Here is a 15,797-nt window from a genome sequence, read left to right as displayed (position 1 = left end):
TCTGTCAATTGTTGACAATCTACTGTTGAGGGGGTTGCATTGCAGTAGATGACGGAGAGATCCGGATCACATTACAACCTAGAACTTCTCCCTCCCCAGTGACCAACTCCCTCGAAGGGAAGCACCATGAAGATTCGAACCAAGGCCCAGACTGCAGCTGCAGGACTTGCCGTACTACTCGCACTGAGCGCCTGCGGCGGAACAGCCAACAGCAGCGATACGCCAGACAGCAAGACTTCAAACACCACTGACATCTCCGAGGGCGTCCAGCCCGACGAAAAGGCCGTGAGCCTCCTCCCGGCATCTTATAAGGACAAGGGCGAGTTGACGGTCGCAATGGATCTGCACTACCCGCCGACGACGTTCCTTGCCGAGGACAACTCGACGGCGATCGGCCTGAACCCGGACATTGCCCGCCTGGTGGCCAAGAAGCTCGGCCTGAAGCTGAAGTTCCAGGACACGAAGTTCGACACGATCGTCCCAGGTCTTGACGGTGGCCGCTACGACTTCACCGCCACGACCATGTCAAAGACCGATGAGCGGCTGAAGGTCCTGGACATGATCGACTACTTCAAGGCCGGCAACTCGGTGGCCGTGGCCGCGGGTAACCCGCTGAAACTCACCAACGAGACGCTGTGCGGTAAGAACATCGCCGTCACCCAGGGCTCTACCGGCCAGCTCAAGCGGCTCCCGGCCCTTAACGAGCAGACCTGCACCTCCAAGGGACAGCCAGCGATCAACGCCGTGACGCTGCCCAACGTCCAGGAAGCCCTGACCCAGCTGGCGTCCAAGCGCATCGACGGTATCTTCTACGACACGACCTCCCTCGCCTGGGCCGAGAAGCAGCAGCCGAAAGCCTTCACGATCCTGACACCGCAGGTTAACGTTGGCTCCAGCGACCTCACCGCTATCGGCGTCAAAAAGGGATCTGCCCTGACTCCCGCACTCCAGGCCGCCATCCAGTCGGTCCTGAACAGCCCGGAATACAAGAAGTCCCTCGCCAACTGGGGCCTCGAGTCCGGTGCCATCACGGACGCAAAACTCAACTAGGAGAGGTGCTCCCATGGTGCAAACCATCAGTAACGGAAGCAAACCGACAATGAACGGAATCGATCCGGCACTCAAGCCCCGTCTTCGTCGCAGAAGTACCTTTGAATACGTCGCTTGGGTGGTTTCCATCCTGCTTGGCGCGGGCATCCTCTTCTCGGTCTCCACCAACCCCAATTTCAAGTGGGATGTCGTGGCCAAGTACTTCACCCACGAATCGATCCTCCGCGGGCTGATGCTCACCATCTTCCTTACGGTCGCCAGCATGGCCTTGGGCACCCTCCTGGGCCTGGTCATTGCCATCATGAGGTCCTCGAAAGTCAAACCGATCGCGGCCACAGCGGGCGTTTTCATCACCCTGTTCCGCGGTACCCCGGTCCTGGTCCAATTGATCTTCTGGTTCAACATCTCCGCCTTGTACCCGAACCTGACCATCGGGATCCCGTTTACCGACATCGGCACCGCGATCGACACGAATGCACTCATGGGACCGATCACGGCAGCCTTGGTCGGCTTGACGTTGAACGAAGCCGCGTACATGGCAGAAATCATCCGCGGCGGGTTCTCCTCGGTGGGCAAGGGCCAAATCGAAGCCGCGGACTCCCTGGGAATGAGCGCCGCTACGAAGATGCGTAAGATCATCATTCCGCAGGCCATGCCCTCGATCATTCCGGCCACCGGTAACCAGGTCATCGGAATGTTCAAGGAAACATCCTTGGTCAGCGTCCTGGGTGTTGCGGAACTTCTCCAGAGCGCCCAGCTCATCTACGCACGCACCTACGAGACCATCCCGCTGCTGATCGTGGCGAGCCTCTGGTACCTGGTAATGACGTTGGTGCTGAGCTACCCGCAGTCCAAGCTCGAACAGAAATACTCCCATACCTCCGCCCGGGTCCCCCGCAAGGCCAGGAAAGTCCAACTGACAGCGCCGGAAGGAATCGCACGATGAGCAACGACGGCACGATCCAAGCCCGCCGAATTCGTAAGTCCTTTGGGCACAAGACCGTTCTCCACGATATCGACCTCGATATTGCCAGCGGTGAAATCTGCTGCATCATCGGACCCAGCGGTTCCGGCAAGTCCACCCTGTTGCGCTGCATCAACGGCCTGGAGACCGTGGACTCCGGAATCCTGAAAGTCAACGGAGATGATTTCGGCTACTACGAGACCGACAACGCTTACCACGCGCTGCCCCCCAAGAAGCTTGCCCAGCAACGTACACGGGTAGGCATGGTCTTCCAGCAGTTCAACCTGTTCCCGAACATGACCGCCCGCGAGAACGTCATGTCAGGCCCCGTGCTCGTCAAAGGTGCCGACAAGAAGGAATCCTCCAAGCGCGCCCAGGAACTGCTCACCAGCGTGGGCCTCGGCGCTTTCGGCGACCGCTACCCGGCCGAACTTTCCGGCGGGCAGCAGCAACGCGTGGCCATCGCCCGGTCTTTGGCCATGGATCCGGAAATCATCCTGTTCGACGAACCCACCAGTGCCCTTGACCCCGAAAAGGTAGGGGAAGTCCTGGCTGTCATGCAGGACCTCGCCAAAAGGGGCATGACCATGGTGGTAGTCACCCACGAGATGGGCTTTGCCCGCGAAGTGGCCGATTCCCTGATCTTCATGGACGAGGGCTACGTGGTGGAACGCGGCGACGCCCGGGAAATCCTGAAGAACCCCAAAGAAGCACGCACCCAGGCCTTCCTGAAGCAGGTGCTCTAAGCGATGGATGGAAAACTCGCCGTCATCGGCCTGGGCAGCATCGGAAGCATGGCACTCTGGCAGGCCTCACGGTTGTCCGATTCCGTGGTCGGCTTCGAAGCACACGCCCCCGGGCACGGCAGAAGTGCGGTAGGTGGCGACACCCGCTTGTTCCGGATGCTTTACAGGGGAAGGCCGGACTACTACCCCATCCTGGAGCGCTCACGGGATCTCTGGGCCGAGCTCGAAGCAGAAACGGGACAGGATATCCTCACCCGGTGTGGCGGACTCTCCATCGGCACAGTTGACGGACCCTACATTCCCAAGCTGCTGGAAACTACCCGGATCAACGGAGCGAGCCACCAAATCCTCACTCGTGAGGAAATGGCGGAACGCTACCCGCAGCACAACCTCCGGGCTGATGACGTAGCCGTTTACGATCCCTTCGGCGGCGCACTTCGCACGGATCGGGCAGTTACCGCGGCGGTTTCAGCGGCACAGGCAAACGGGGCAACCGTCCTCAGCAATACTCCTGTCAGCAGCATCACGGAAACCAACGACGGCGTTGTCGTCACCTCCGGCGAACAGTCCTGGACCTTCGAACGGGTAATCATCGCCTCCGGTGGGTGGTCCCAGCAGCTCATGCCCGAGTACCTGAAGGCGCACACGGAAACCCGCAGGATTTTCCTGAGTTGGTTCGTCGCCCGCGACGCAACCCAGTTCACCCCGGAAAAGTTCCCCATCTTCATCAGGATTTCCGGTGATCGCTCCATGTATGGAGCACCCGCGGTGGACGGCGTCACTGTTAAAGCAACGCTTGATGGCCGCGGGGCACCGACGCCGGCCGCAGACTCAGTGCCCAGGGATCTGACCGAAGCGGAGATTGCGGAAACCACTGAGACGGTAACCGAATTCTTCCCCGGCCTGGTTCCCAGCGTCGTCCGCTCGGATGCCTTCCCGGACCTGTTCACCTCAGATTCGCAGCCCCTCCTTGGCTTCTTCACTGAGTCAGGCAGGATCTACTCCGCCACAGGCTTCTCCGGGGCCGGCTTCAAGATGGCTTCCGGCTACGGCCAGATTGCTGCCAGCGAGGCACTTGGCAAGGGCGGCTTTGAGGGCCTGGACTTCGTCCGTCCACAGAGGTTCAAGAACTAGGCACCACACGATTCGCGGGCTAATGACCCGCGAATCGCGTATTGTTGACAATCTACAGTTACTAAGAAAGTATGAAGCCATGGCAACACTTAGCCCCATCCTGAAGCAGGCCACTCCAGTGGTCGTGGACTACGCGTCCGGTAGTTGGATCCACGCCACAGACGGCAAGAAGTACCTGGATTTCACCACCGGAATCGGCGTCACCAGCACCGGACACTGCCACCCCGATGTGGTGGCCGCAGCCCGCGAACAGGTGGGCAAGATTGTCCATGCCCAGTACACCACCGTGATGCACAAGCCCCTCCTGGAACTCACGGAACTGCTGGGTGGCGTCCTGCCACAGGGCTTGGACAGCGTCTTCTACGCAACCTCCGGCTCTGAAGCAGTAGAGGCCTCCATCCGTTTGGCCCGCATGGCCACCGGACGGCCCAACATCATCTCCTTCCAGGGTGGGTTCCACGGCCGCACAGTAGCGGCCGCCTCCTTGACTACCGCGGGAACCAAATTCCGCTCAGGCTTCTCCCCCATCATGGGCGGCGTGCACGTCGCCCCGTTCCCGCACTGGTACCGGTACGGCTGGGACGAAGCCACCGCCGTCGAATTTGCTTTGAAGGAACTCGACCATCTTCTGATGACCATCAGCGCCCCCAGCGATACGGCCGGCTTCATCATCGAACCCGTACTGGGTGATGGCGGGTACATCCCCACGCCTGTCGCATTCCTGCAAGGTCTGCGTGAACGTGCCGATAAGCACGGCATCGTGCTCATCCTGGACGAGGTCCAGGCCGGAGTGGGCCGCACCGGCAAGTTCTGGGGACATGACTGGGCCGGAATCAGCCCCGACGTCGTGATCACCGCCAAGGGACTTGCCAGCGGCTTCCCCATCTCCGCGATCGCCGCCTCTGCCGACTTGATGGGCAAGGCGTGGCCAGGTTCCCAGGGCGGAACCTATGGCGGAAACGCAGTCGCGGCAGCAGCCGGCGTCGCAACTTTGGGTGTGATCCAGCGGGAGAACCTCGTGGAGAACGCCTTGCTGCGCGGTGACGAACTGCGGGCAGGACTGGACAATCTGCAAACGGAATTCTCGGGAATCGGCAACGTGCGTGGCCGCGGCCTGATGCAGGGCGTCGAGTTCACCGCCGCCGACAACACCCCGGACGCAGCAACTGCCCTCGCCGTCCAACAGGCCGCCATAAAAGAAGAACTCCTGCTCCTCACGTGCGGTCCCCATGGCAACGTCATTCGCCTCATCCCCGCCCTGAATGTCAGCAGCGATGAAATTCAGCAAGGCCTGTCCAAGTTCACCCAGGCGCTCAAGACGGCCACCTCCTAGTCCCCCTGATCACTGAAAGAGCGACCATGACTACCTCCTTTGATCCCACCACCATCCCCACGGACCTGTTCATCGACGGAACGTGGCAGAAGGCCGCCAGTGGTGCCACCTTCGCAGTTGAGAACCCTGCCACGAACGAAGTGATTGCCAACGTTGCCGACGGCGGTCCCGAGGACGCCGCGCTGGCCATCGAGGCGGCGGGTCGCGCGCAGGCGGAGTGGAGCAAATCCACTCCGCGTCAGCGTGCCGACATCCTTCGACGCGCTTTTGAACTGGTCATCGCCAACACGGACCGCCTCGCAGCAATCATGACGGCAGAGATGGGCAAGCCACTCGCAGAAGCGCGGGGTGAGGTGGCCTACGGCGCCGAAATGCTTCGCTGGTTCTCGGAAGAGGCCGTCCGCATTGGCGGTGACAACGCCACCTCCGTGGATGGCAACACGCGGATCATGATCACCAAAGAACCCGTGGGGCCCTCCGTCCTGGTGACTCCGTGGAACTTCCCGCTAGCCATGGGTGCCCGCAAGATCGCTCCGGCAGTGGCTGCCGGCTGCACCATGGTGTTCAAACCTGCTGAGCTGACACCGTTGACGTCGCTGGCCTTGGTGGCCCTGTTCAAGGAGGCTGGCCTTCCCGACGGCGTGCTGAATGTTGTGACAACGTCAACCGCCTCCACGGTGGTTCGGACCTGGACCGACAGTGGCATCGCCCGCAAGATCAGCTTCACCGGTTCAACCGAAGTGGGCAAGGTTCTGCTGAAGCAGGCTGCCGACAACGTGATGCGCTCCTCCATGGAACTCGGCGGCAACGCACCGTTCATCGTCCTGGCCGATGCAGACATCGAAAAGGCCGTTGACGGAGCCATGAAGGCCAAGATGCGGAACATGGGAGAGGCCTGCACCGCAGCAAACCGCTTCTTCGTCCACCGTTCGGTGGTAGAGGAATTTGGCGAGAAGTTCTCCAAAAAGATGTCAGAATTGCAGGTAGGCAACGGCGCTGTGGCTGGCACCGACGTCGGGCCCCTCATCGAGCGGAAGGGCCTGGAAAAGGTCGAAAGCCTCGTTGCAGATGCGGTCTCCAAGGGAGCACGTGTGCTGACCGGCGGAAGCCGTCCGGAAGGTCCCGGCTACTTCTACACCCCCACGGTCCTGGTGGACGTGTCCACGGACGCCGCACTGATGAACACGGAAATCTTCGGCCCGGTCGCTGCGATCACCTCGTTCGACAGTGAGGACGAAGTTCTCCGCCTGGCCAACGATACTGAGTGGGGCCTGGTGGGGTACGTGTTCACAGAGAGCATGGACAAGGCCCTGCGGTTCTCCGCGGAACTGGAAGTTGGAATGGTCGGCCTGAACACCGGCCTGGTTTCCAACCCCGCGGCACCGTTCGGCGGCGTCAAACAATCCGGACTCGGACGCGAGGGCGGAAAAATTGGAATCGAAGAGTTCCTGGAGTACAAGTACACCGCTATAGCGGTCTAATAGTTTCAAAATTGCCGAAGCATGGAATGAGGGGATGTCAATGGCGGCACCGGAGGGAATGTTCGTATTGGAAGGCCGGCCCACGGCACAGCTGATCGCTGATCAGCTACGTGAGCTCATTGTCCAAGGGGCCTTCAGTCCTGGGCAGCAGGTCAATGAATCTGCCTTGGCCAGCCAGCTGAGCACCTCGCGGGGTCCGCTCCGCGAGGCTCTCCAGCGACTGTGCCAGGAGGGGATACTGGTGAGCAAGCGCAACCGCGGCGTCTTCGTGCTGGAACTTTCCACGCAGGATGTCAAGGAGATCTACGCTGTCCGCGAAGCCGTTGAGTTGGCTTCAGCCAACACCCTTCTGGACTCGGACGCAGAGCAGGTGGCGGACACCTGCCGGGAGCTCAAGGGCATCATCCGGAACATGGCCAAGCAGGTTGCGGCCTCGGACTGGCAGGCCATTGCGCGCCTCGACATGCAATTCCATACGGCCTTTGTTTCAGGCACTGGAAACACGCGGCTCATACGGATTTATGAGACCCTCGCTGCCGAATCCAGGATGTGTATTTTGAGCCTGGAAGTGGCATACCCCCGCATTGATGCACTTGTGCAGGAGCACCAGCAGCTCCTGGACCTCCTCGAGGCCCGGGACCGCGATGGACTCCAGCAGGCCATCAAACGCCACATGCAGAAGGCCGTGGAGGACCTTACTTCCAGCCCGGAGGCAACGGGAATTACTGCTTAAGAAAGTCTTCATTCAGGAAGGGCCCGGTTCAATTGAACCGGGCCCTTCCTTGTTTGAGTTAGTTTGTGGGAACGTCCGTGACAACCCACATCTTCCGCAGCGTCTCGTGGATGGTCCAGGTGCCCGTCCATCCTGCCGGAGTAACGAACAACGTTCCGGGACCGATGTCGAAGCTGGTTCCGTCTTCTTCAGTGATGGTCGCCTTGCCACTAAGGATCTGGCAGATCTCGTCATAACCCGGACGGGTGCTCTTGAACACGCCCGGCGTGACCTCCCAGATGCCCGTCTTGTGGTTGTCGCGGGCCCACAAACGGAACGAGACCTCAGTCTGGCCCGGTGTGCTGGTGGTTGCTTTGGGGATGTGCTCCCCCGGGTCCTGCGTTGTTGCGTCGCTCATGACAGTGGCCTTGATCATGGATTCTCCTTCTGGGGCTGCGCCCTTTTGAACGTGCCTGCCGTCTTTGGAAAGCACAGTTTCCATCCTAGCAATTGTCAACAATCGACGATAGGCTTGAAGGAGAAAATATTCACCGGACGCCCTGCCACCGATGCCAGCCCCGTCACCAAGGAGAACTTCCCCATGAAACTCATCTGGAAAAACAGCCTGGAAAGTACTCCTGCCGCATGCAGCGCGCAAAGCCGGAGGGTATCGCTCTGGAACTCCCTGGAAGCGGGAGATGTAGTTTCCCTCAGCCTGCGCGGCTTTGAATACCACAGGGGCACTGTGGACGATCGGACGGCGGATGGACAAACGATCTGGGTGATAGACCGTATCGGCGAAAGGCGGCTTTTCCACATCGATGATGACTACGATCTACTGGTCGCGTCCCAAGGCTGACGGTCCGGACCAACAGCTACCAACGCTCTAGCCCCGGCAGGCCAGCAAGAGTACCGTCGAGGTGACGATGTAGCAGGACAGCCGGGAGCCCGGAACAGGGACTGGCCGTCCTTGGTTCTTAGAGGAGCCATGCAGTGGCTGGATGGAATGCAGATACAGCAGCCGGACCCCTCGGCGCCGGGACTGTCACCTTGGTGGAAGGCACGTCCTTCTGCATCTCCCTGCCCAATGGGGACATCCATCCGGACCATCCCCACGGTATGTTTTTCCAGGACACCCGGGTCCTGTCCGATTGGGTCCTCACCATCAACGGCCAGTCGCTGGAGCCACTGACCGCCCAGACAAAAGAGCCCTACAGGGCAGCCTTTGCCGGCCGCGTCACACGGTCCGACGGGTATGCGGATACGCCGCTGATCGTGGAGCGCTTACGGGAAGTAGGCGTGGGAATGGTGGAGCACGTCACGGTCCGCAACCATTCGATGGAACCCGTGGAATGTTTGGTCGAATTCGCAGTCGGCTCGGACTTCGCCGACGTTTTCGAAGTCAAGGAAGCACGGGTCCAGAGGCAGTGGGAGGAGTCCCGCGAGTACCACCACAACACACTGACCATCCGCTCCCGGTGGCAGGATGTCCGGAAGTCCGTCGTCGTAAGTTCCGATGTTGCCGAAGCAACCCGCGAGGGCCTCAGGTACCGGACCACCATTCCTCCACGCGGGCACTGGAGCACCGTGGTCACCATTGCTCCCGGAGCCGAGGGAGGGGCGCCTGCGGCGCCTGTGGTGCGTCCTGCCGTCGGCGAGCTGTCCCGCAGCGATCAGCGCCGCCAGGAATGGGTAGCCAAAATTCCCGTGCTGCACATGGGCAACCACTCCATCGAGAGGACGCTGCGGCGCAGCTATGACGATCTCGGCGCCCTCCGCATTGAAGACCCCACTCACCCGGACAGAGTGGTTGTGGCTGCCGGAGCGCCATGGTTCATGACGCTGTTTGGCCGTGACTCCCTGTGGGCCTCGGAGATGGCCATGCCCGTTGATCCGTCACTCGCCCTGGGCACGCTGCAAACTCTCGCTGACCGGCAAGGCAAGGTGGTGGATCCCATCAGCGAGGAAGAGCCCGGGAAGATCCTGCACGAAGTCAGGCTGGACGTCTCCAGCGGACTGTCGCTCGGCGGCAAATCCGTTTACTACGGCAGCATCGATGCCACTCCGCTGTTCGTGGTGTTGCTGGGTTCGGTCAGCCGGTGGGGGTTCGCCAAGGACACCATAGCGGCCTTGCTCCCCAACGCGGACAGGGCCCTGGACTGGATCCGGGACTATGGCGACAGGGACGGCGATGGATTCGTCGAGTATCAGAGGCTCAATGACCTCGGACTGATCAACCAGGGCTGGAAGGACTCGTGGGACGGCATCAATTTTGCGGACGGGCGCCTCGCGGAGCCGCCTATCGCCCTCTGCGAGGTTCAGGCGTACGTCTATGACGCGTACATGGCACGGGCGTGGATAGCGCACGACGCCGGTGACGCACCTTTGGCGCGGGAACTCGCCGACCGCGCGGCGGAGTTAAAGGTCCGGTTCAACGAGCAGTTCTGGATGCCGGACCGCGGCTATTACGCGATCGCTTTGGACGGCAAGAAACGGCAGGTTGACGCATGCGCCTCGAATATGGGCCACTGCCTGTGGGTGGGGCTGGTGGACGAGGATAAGGCACCACTCGTGGCCGAACGACTGATGTCTCCGGAGATGTTCAGTGGCTGGGGCGTGCGCACCCTCGGAACCGACATGGGCGCCTACAATCCGGCCAGTTACCACAACGGTTCCGTGTGGCCGCACGATAATGCCGTTATCGCGGCAGGGCTGATGCGCTACGGATTCGTGGAGGAGGCCCAACGAATTTCGACGGCCTTGCTCGAAGCGGCCGACTACTCCGAAGGGCGGCTCCCGGAGCTGTTCTGTGGCTTCAGCAGGGAGCAATACAGCGAGCCCGTTCCGTACCCCACGGCGTGCTCGCCGCAAGCGTGGGCGGCCACCTCACCCATCCAACTGATCACCAGCCTGATGAGGTACGACGCCCATGTGTCGCGTGGCGGGTTCTGGATGGATCCCCAACTGCCAGCGTCCTACGGCGACTTGCATATCACCAACGCGCCCATGGGTGGCGGCCGGGTAACGATCGATATCGCCGATTCCGTTCCCACGGTGCAGGGGCTTCCGGAAGGGATGGTCTTCCATAGAGGACACCGGCCCTGGTTGACCGAACTTGTGCAGCAGGCCGGCCTCCGGAAGGAGGGCTGATTGGCTATGAGGTTGCCATCAAGTTGGCGGCAGGGCGGGCCGCTTGGGTCCCAGCTGCCGCTTCGCGCATGATCCAGAGAGCTGGCGTGCCGTGCAGGGCAGGCATCACCTCGCCCTTGGTAATGAGCCGTGCGTCCGTCGGGTCTCCCGCGACAGACCACCATCCGGTCTTGGGGCAATGGTGCCCCGTGCGCGATGTTTCAACGAGCTCTGGAGCCAGGGTAGCGGGGCGTCGCTTCTTCATGGGAGGTCCTTCACGCAAGGGGCTTCAGCGGATGCTTGGCCCGGGTTTCAGGTGATGAACCAAGCGTAGCAATTGTCAACAATTGACGATAGTACCTAGCGAGAGGAATTTCAGACATGGCCGAGCGAACAGTTTCGGATCTCATCGTGGAACGCCTTCAAGCGTGGGGCGTGGACAGGGTCTTCGGCTACAGCGGCGACGGCATCAACGGTTTCATGGGCGCCCTCCGCAGAGCACAGGATGCCGTGGAATTCGTGCAGGCAAGGCACGAAGAAGCGGCCGCCTTCATGGCCGTGGGGCACGGCAAGTACACCGGCGGCGTCGGGGTGGTGACATCGACGCAAGGTCCTGGCGCAATCCACCTGCTCAACGGACTCTACGACGCCAAGATGGACGGCGTTCCAGTGGTGGCGATCATTGGCCAGCAAAGCACCACAGTCCTGGGCTCGGCCTACATGCAGGAAATCGACCTGCTAACCGTCTTTAAGGACGTTGCGGCACAATTTGCACAGCTTGCCAGCTCCCCGGAACAGGTTCCCATGCTCCTGGACCGCGCCTTCCGTACAGCGCTGGAGACCAAGTCCCCGTGCGTCGTGATCATCCCCCACGACATTCAATCCGCCCAGGCTCCCGAACTCGAACATGAGCACGGAATAGTTGTCACCGCCCCGGTATGGCACCCCGCACGGGTGATGCCCCGGGGGGAAGACCTGGACGCCGCCGTCGAGATCCTTTCCAAAGGTGAGCGGGTAGCCTTCCTGGTGGGCCAGGGAGCCCGCGGTGCCCGGACCGAGGTCCAAGCGCTGGCCGAAAAGCTGCAGGCCGGCATCACCACCAGCCTGCTGGGGAAGCCGTACGTCGACGAATCGCTCCCCTTCGCTGCCGGCACCATGGGCCACCTCGGCACTACTGCGAGTTCCTATCTCCTGAACAACTGCGACACGCTGCTGATTATCGGCTCGAACGATCCCTGGACGGAGTTCTACCCGAAACCTGGAACTGCCAAAGCTGTCCAGATCGACATTGATGGGCGGAAGATCGGCAACCGCTACCCGGTGGAGGTCGGGTTGGTGGGCGACGCCGCAGAGACACTGGACCAGCTCACCCAGCGGCTCGGTCAGCAGCCCAACCAGGCGGAAAGCGCACGCGCCCAGTGGCGGTCCGACGTCGAAACCCAGGTCCGCGCCTGGCGTCACCTTTCTGAGGAACGCGCCAACATACTTGCAGATCCCGTGAACCCGGAACTCGTGGTCCGCGAACTCAATGGCAGGCTTCCGGACAACGCACAGTTGAGTATCGACGTCGGCAGTTGCGTTTACTGGTACGCCCGCCAGCTGACCCTTCCGCCGGGAGTCCCGGCCCACCTGAGCGGCACGCTCGCCAGCATGGGCTGTGCAATTCCCTACGGTCTGGCTGCCAAACTTGCCTACCCGGACCGGCCTCTGGTGGCACTTGCCGGCGATGGCGGGATGCAGATGCTGGGTATCGCCGAGCTGATCACCGTGGCGCACCGTTGGCGCAGCTGGGCGGATCCCCGGTTCGTGGTGTGCGTTTTCAACAACCGCGACCTTGCTGAGGTCTCCTGGGAGCAACGCGAAAATGAGGCCGAACCGCGGTTCAATGCCAGCCAGGAGATCCCGGACTTTCCTTATGCCGCCTATGCGGAACTGCTGGGTCTGGCCGGAATCCGCGTGGAGGACCCGGCCAAGCTCGGCGACGCGTGGCATTACGCTTTCTCGCTGGACCGTCCTGCAGTCCTGGAGGTCCTGACAGATCCGGACATCCCGTTGCTTCCGCCCTTCCCTGCCGGGGAAAAGAAGTTGGAAGGGATGAGGTCCGCGCTCGCAGAAGAAGGCGCCGATGGCGAGCGGGCTCGGAAGCTATTGGACAGTTATGCGGAGATGGAGTCCCAATGAACATGGAGCAGTTTCAATGAGCATGCAGCAGTGGTGGACGCACTTGAATCCCACAACCCGTGAATGGTTGATAGACAACAACGGCGCCGCCGTGCCCCCGGAAATCGTTGCCGAGATCGCAGGGGCCGGCGGACCACAACCAGCTGATTCGTGGTGGGTCGCGGACGAGGAAAGTCCGGGACTGCAGATGCCTGACTTTGCCGTCGATTGGATCGAAGCAATCGCCAACGAAGAAGCGCCCGAACAGTCCTGACTGACCCTAGAGGTTCTCCACCAACGACACGTCGCGCACGGCGCCCTTGTCCGCCGACAGCGCCATGGCGGCGTAGGCACGAAGCGCGGGAGACACGTGGCGTTCGCGATCCTTCGGCTTGTAACCGCCATTGACTTCAAGCTTTTCGCGGCGTTCGGCGAGAATCTCGTCCGGCACCTGCAACTGGAGGGAGCGCTGCGTGATGTCGATGCTGATAAGGTCACCGTCCTCCACCAGGGCGATGGCGCCGCCGGAGGCAGCCTCCGGGGAGATGTGCCCGATCGACAGTCCGGACGTGCCGCCGGAGAAGCGACCGTCCGTGATCAGGGCGCACTTCTTGCCCAGGCCGCGGCCCTTGAGGAACGAGGTGGGGTAGAGCATTTCCTGCATTCCCGGTCCGCCTCGGGGGCCTTCGTAGCGGATGACCACCACGTCGCCTTCCTTGATGGTCTTGTTCAGGATCTTTTCCACAGCTTCGTCCTGTGACTCGCACACAACTGCCGGGCCTTCGAAGGTCCAGATGGACTCGTCCACGCCTGCGGTCTTCACCACGGCGCCGTCCACTGCTACGTTGCCGCGCAGTACAGCCAGACCGCCGTCCTTGGAGAAAGCGTGCTCCACCGAACGGATACAGCCACCCTCTGCGTCGGTATCCAGGGAGGTCCACTGGTTCGACTGCGAGAACGCGGTGGAGGAACGCACGCCACCGGGAGCTGCATGCCACAACGCCTGCGCCTCTTCCGTGGCCTTGCCCCCGCGGATGTCCCAGTCGTCCAGCCAGCCATCCAGGTCGTTGGAGTGCACGGAGTGGACGTTCTTGTGCAGGAGGCCACCGCGGTTCAGCTCACCCAGCAGCGCGGGGATGCCGCCGGCGCGGTGCACATCTTCCATGTAATAGGTCTTGTCTCCGGCGACGTTCGGGGCCACCTTGGCCAGGCAGGGCACCTGGCGGGACTTGGCGTCCATCTCTTCCAGGCCGTAGTCCACGCCCGCCTCCTGGGCCGCGGCCAGCAAGTGCAGGATCGTGTTGGTGGAGCCACCCATGGAGATGTCCAGGGCCATGGCGTTGTCAAAAGCCTCGGCAGTGGCGATGGAGCGCGGCAACACGGAGTCGTCGTCGCCGTCGTAATAGCGCTTGACGAGCTCGACGACGGTGGCACCGGCCTTCTCGTACAGCGCCTTGCGGGCGGTGTGGGTCGCGAGCACGGAGCCGTTGCCCGGCAGTGCCAGGCCGATGGCCTCGGCAAGGCAGTTCATGGAGTTGGCCGTAAACATGCCAGAGCACGAACCACAGGTGGGGCAAGCGTTCTCTTCGATGAGGTTGATGTCTTCATCTGAGATGGATTCGTCCACGGCGTCGGCAATCGCGTTCACCAGGTCCAGGGACCGCACGGAGCCGTCGGTCAGGGTCACGCGGCCGGCCTCCATGGGACCGCCGGAGACGAACACTACCGGGATGTTCAAGCGCAGCGCGGCCATGAGCATGCCCGGGGTGATCTTGTCGCAGTTGGAGATGCAGACCAGGGCGTCGGCACAGTGGGCGTTGACCATGTACTCAACGGAGTCGGCGATCAGGTCGCGGGAAGGCAGGGAGTAGAGCATGCCGGAGTGGCCCATGGCGATGCCGTCGTCCACGGCGATGGTGTTGAATTCGCGCGGCACCGCACCGGCGGCGAGGATCGCGTCGGAGACGATCCGGCCCACGGGAGCAAGGTGGGTGTGGCCGGGAACGAACTCGGTGAAACTGTTGGCGACGGCGATGATCGGCTTACCGATGTCCGTGTTGGCGACGCCGGAGGCGCGGAGCAGTGCGCGGGCGCCCGCCATGTTGCGGCCGTGGGTAACTGTTCTGGAGCGAAGTGCAGGCATAAGTACCATCCTGCTGTTGTTCTACAGCGGGTGGAAGACGGTGCTGCTACTAGTAGTGAAAGTACCAGAGTAATAGTGTTGAGTTCGTGAAAGATGAGAGGCGCAAGGAACTGGGACTCTTCCTCAGGACCCGCCGCACCCAAGCCCTGCGTTCTGACTATGGACTCCCTCCCGTGGGGCGGAGCCGCGAGCGCGGCCTCCGTCGTGAAGAGATCGCATTCCTGTCGGGCGTCAGCGTCACTTGGTACACCTGGCTTGAGCAAGGCCGGGATATCAGCCCTTCCCGGCAGGTGCTCGAGGCCGTAGCCCGCACGCTGCATCTGTCCGACACCGGACTCAGCTACGTTCTGTCATTGGGCGGCTATTCGTCCGCCCCTCCTGCCGGTCCAGTCGCGGCCGATGCACCCGCCCATGTGCAGCGGCTTTTGGATGCCCTGGATCCCAACCCTTCCTACGCGCTTTCCCCGGACTGGGGCATCGCCGGCTGGAACCGCGCTTACGAGGCCCTGTATCCCAACATCGGAACCTTCGACGCCGGCGACAGGAACCTTTTGTGGTTGGTCTTCACTGACCCCTATATCCGCGACCTGCTCCCCGATTGGGACGTCACCAGCAAGCGGTTCCTTGCCGAGTTCCGGGCAGAGACGGGGCAACGCTTGGGCGATCCCGATGTTGAGTTCCAAGTTGAACGGCTCAAGCAAGCCAGCCGGGAGTTCCAGGAAAGCTGGGACCGCTACGACATCCTGGGCTTCGAGTCCCGGGAACGGCTCTTCCATCACCCTGCGGTGGGCGTGCTGCAGCTGGAGCACCACCAGGTCTCGCCGTCGGACAGGCCCGACCTCCACATCGTGGTCTACACACCGGCGCCCGGGAGCGACGCAGGCGAACAGATGCAGCGGCTGATGGGGAGCGGCGAGTAGCTAGCGCCCTGGCCCGCTTAAGTCA

At 61.9% G+C, this 15,797-nt stretch carries 15 protein-coding genes; 12 read left to right on the top strand and 3 right to left on the bottom strand.

The features are described from left to right. The first annotated feature begins 126 nt into the window (after window positions 1-126). From AC1DCM_RS08310 to AC1DCM_RS08280, 7 genes are all read left to right on the top strand, one after another. On the top strand, window positions 127-1,050 hold the full coding sequence (locus AC1DCM_RS08310) for an ABC transporter substrate-binding protein (RefSeq protein WP_442002862.1): 924 nt from the start codon (window positions 127-129) through the stop codon (window positions 1,048-1,050). A 49-nt stretch (window positions 1,051-1,099) separates the two neighbouring features. Further along, a complete protein-coding gene (locus tag AC1DCM_RS08305; protein ID WP_477517958.1) occupies window positions 1,100-1,996 on the top strand; it encodes an amino acid ABC transporter permease in 897 nt (298 codons plus the stop codon). Continuing rightward, window positions 1,993-2,760 (top strand): amino acid ABC transporter ATP-binding protein, encoded by a 768-nt coding sequence (locus AC1DCM_RS08300; RefSeq protein ID WP_442002864.1) that lies wholly within the window; start codon window positions 1,993-1,995, stop codon window positions 2,758-2,760. Before AC1DCM_RS08305 ends, AC1DCM_RS08300 begins: the two co-directional genes overlap by 4 nt. A gap of 3 nt (window positions 2,761-2,763) precedes the next feature. After that, complete coding sequence (locus AC1DCM_RS08295) at window positions 2,764-3,894, top strand: FAD-dependent oxidoreductase (protein WP_477517957.1); 1,131 nt, start codon at window positions 2,764-2,766, stop codon at window positions 3,892-3,894. 79 nt (window positions 3,895-3,973) lie between these two features. After that, window positions 3,974-5,227 (top strand): aspartate aminotransferase family protein, encoded by a 1,254-nt coding sequence (locus AC1DCM_RS08290; RefSeq protein WP_477517956.1) that lies wholly within the window; start codon window positions 3,974-3,976, stop codon window positions 5,225-5,227. A 26-nt stretch (window positions 5,228-5,253) separates the two neighbouring features. Further along, the gene (locus AC1DCM_RS08285; protein ID WP_477517955.1) at window positions 5,254-6,708 is read left to right on the top strand and encodes an NAD-dependent succinate-semialdehyde dehydrogenase; all 1,455 of its coding nucleotides are present in this window, start codon (window positions 5,254-5,256) and stop codon (window positions 6,706-6,708) included. A 40-nt stretch (window positions 6,709-6,748) separates the two neighbouring features. Then, entirely contained in the window at window positions 6,749-7,441 is a 693-nt protein-coding gene (locus AC1DCM_RS08280; RefSeq protein WP_477517954.1) for a GntR family transcriptional regulator, read from the top strand. 58 nt (window positions 7,442-7,499) lie between these two features. On the opposite strand, the gene AC1DCM_RS08275 is transcribed toward AC1DCM_RS08280, so the two are convergent. After that, window positions 7,500-7,856 (bottom strand): cupin domain-containing protein, encoded by a 357-nt coding sequence (locus AC1DCM_RS08275; RefSeq protein WP_442016371.1) that lies wholly within the window; start codon window positions 7,854-7,856, stop codon window positions 7,500-7,502. Window positions 7,857-8,021: 165 nt separating this feature from the next. Here AC1DCM_RS08275 and AC1DCM_RS08270 point away from each other — a divergent pair, with 165 nt between their 5' ends. Together AC1DCM_RS08270 and AC1DCM_RS08265 are read left to right on the top strand one after the other, a co-directional pair. Further along, window positions 8,022-8,279: a hypothetical protein gene (locus AC1DCM_RS08270; protein ID WP_477517953.1), complete on the top strand. Its 258-nt coding sequence runs from the start codon at window positions 8,022-8,024 to the stop codon at window positions 8,277-8,279. Window positions 8,280-8,413: 134 nt separating this feature from the next. Beyond that, window positions 8,414-10,570, top strand: a complete 2,157-nt coding sequence (locus AC1DCM_RS08265; protein WP_477517952.1) for an amylo-alpha-1,6-glucosidase — start codon at window positions 8,414-8,416, stop codon at window positions 10,568-10,570. Window positions 10,571-10,574: 4 nt separating this feature from the next. Here the strand turns inward: AC1DCM_RS08265 and AC1DCM_RS08260 are convergent, their stop codons facing one another. Continuing rightward, window positions 10,575-10,814, bottom strand: a complete 240-nt coding sequence (locus AC1DCM_RS08260) for a hypothetical protein (protein ID WP_477517951.1) — start codon at window positions 10,812-10,814, stop codon at window positions 10,575-10,577. Between the two features lie 116 nt (window positions 10,815-10,930). On the opposite strand from AC1DCM_RS08260, the gene AC1DCM_RS08255 reads away from it, so the two are divergent. Next, window positions 10,931-12,730 carry a thiamine pyrophosphate-requiring protein gene (locus AC1DCM_RS08255; RefSeq protein ID WP_477517950.1) on the top strand — a complete coding sequence of 600 codons (1,800 nt, stop codon included), beginning with the start codon at window positions 10,931-10,933 and terminating at the stop codon, window positions 12,728-12,730. A 16-nt stretch (window positions 12,731-12,746) separates the two neighbouring features. Continuing rightward, complete coding sequence (locus tag AC1DCM_RS08250) at window positions 12,747-12,983, top strand: hypothetical protein (protein WP_477517949.1); 237 nt, start codon at window positions 12,747-12,749, stop codon at window positions 12,981-12,983. Between the two features lie 6 nt (window positions 12,984-12,989). Here AC1DCM_RS08250 and ilvD read toward each other — a convergent pair whose 3' ends face one another. Beyond that, on the bottom strand, window positions 12,990-14,852 hold the full coding sequence (ilvD, locus tag AC1DCM_RS08245) for a dihydroxy-acid dehydratase (RefSeq protein ID WP_477517948.1): 1,863 nt from the start codon (window positions 14,850-14,852) through the stop codon (window positions 12,990-12,992). Window positions 14,853-14,938: 86 nt separating this feature from the next. Between ilvD and AC1DCM_RS08240 the strand changes: the two genes are divergently transcribed. Continuing rightward, window positions 14,939-15,772, top strand: a complete 834-nt coding sequence (locus AC1DCM_RS08240) for a helix-turn-helix transcriptional regulator (RefSeq protein WP_477517947.1) — start codon at window positions 14,939-14,941, stop codon at window positions 15,770-15,772. Window positions 15,773-15,797: the final 25 nt, after the last annotated feature.

Source organism: Paenarthrobacter sp. 10N417, from assembly GCF_056394745.1.
Note: the sequence above shows the minus strand (reverse complement) of the source record. Positions and strands in the feature narration are given on the sequence as shown.

Coding starts and splice junctions, on each gene's coding strand:
- ilvD (WP_477517948.1), bottom strand. CDS start 14,852: ATGCCTGCACTTCGCTCCAGAACAGTTACCCACGGCCGCAACATGGCG.
- AC1DCM_RS08310 (WP_442002862.1), top strand. CDS start 127: ATGAAGATTCGAACCAAGGCCCAGACTGCAGCTGCAGGACTTGCCGTA.
- AC1DCM_RS08260 (WP_477517951.1), bottom strand. CDS start 10,814: ATGAAGAAGCGACGCCCCGCTACCCTGGCTCCAGAGCTCGTTGAAACA.
- AC1DCM_RS08275 (WP_442016371.1), bottom strand. CDS start 7,856: ATGATCAAGGCCACTGTCATGAGCGACGCAACAACGCAGGACCCGGGG.
- AC1DCM_RS08290 (WP_477517956.1), top strand. CDS start 3,974: ATGGCAACACTTAGCCCCATCCTGAAGCAGGCCACTCCAGTGGTCGTG.
- AC1DCM_RS08270 (WP_477517953.1), top strand. CDS start 8,022: ATGAAACTCATCTGGAAAAACAGCCTGGAAAGTACTCCTGCCGCATGC.
- AC1DCM_RS08295 (WP_477517957.1), top strand. CDS start 2,764: ATGGATGGAAAACTCGCCGTCATCGGCCTGGGCAGCATCGGAAGCATG.
- AC1DCM_RS08305 (WP_477517958.1), top strand. CDS start 1,100: ATGAACGGAATCGATCCGGCACTCAAGCCCCGTCTTCGTCGCAGAAGT.
- AC1DCM_RS08250 (WP_477517949.1), top strand. CDS start 12,747: ATGAGCATGCAGCAGTGGTGGACGCACTTGAATCCCACAACCCGTGAA.
- AC1DCM_RS08300 (WP_442002864.1), top strand. CDS start 1,993: ATGAGCAACGACGGCACGATCCAAGCCCGCCGAATTCGTAAGTCCTTT.
- AC1DCM_RS08285 (WP_477517955.1), top strand. CDS start 5,254: ATGACTACCTCCTTTGATCCCACCACCATCCCCACGGACCTGTTCATC.
- AC1DCM_RS08255 (WP_477517950.1), top strand. CDS start 10,931: ATGGCCGAGCGAACAGTTTCGGATCTCATCGTGGAACGCCTTCAAGCG.
- AC1DCM_RS08280 (WP_477517954.1), top strand. CDS start 6,749: ATGGCGGCACCGGAGGGAATGTTCGTATTGGAAGGCCGGCCCACGGCA.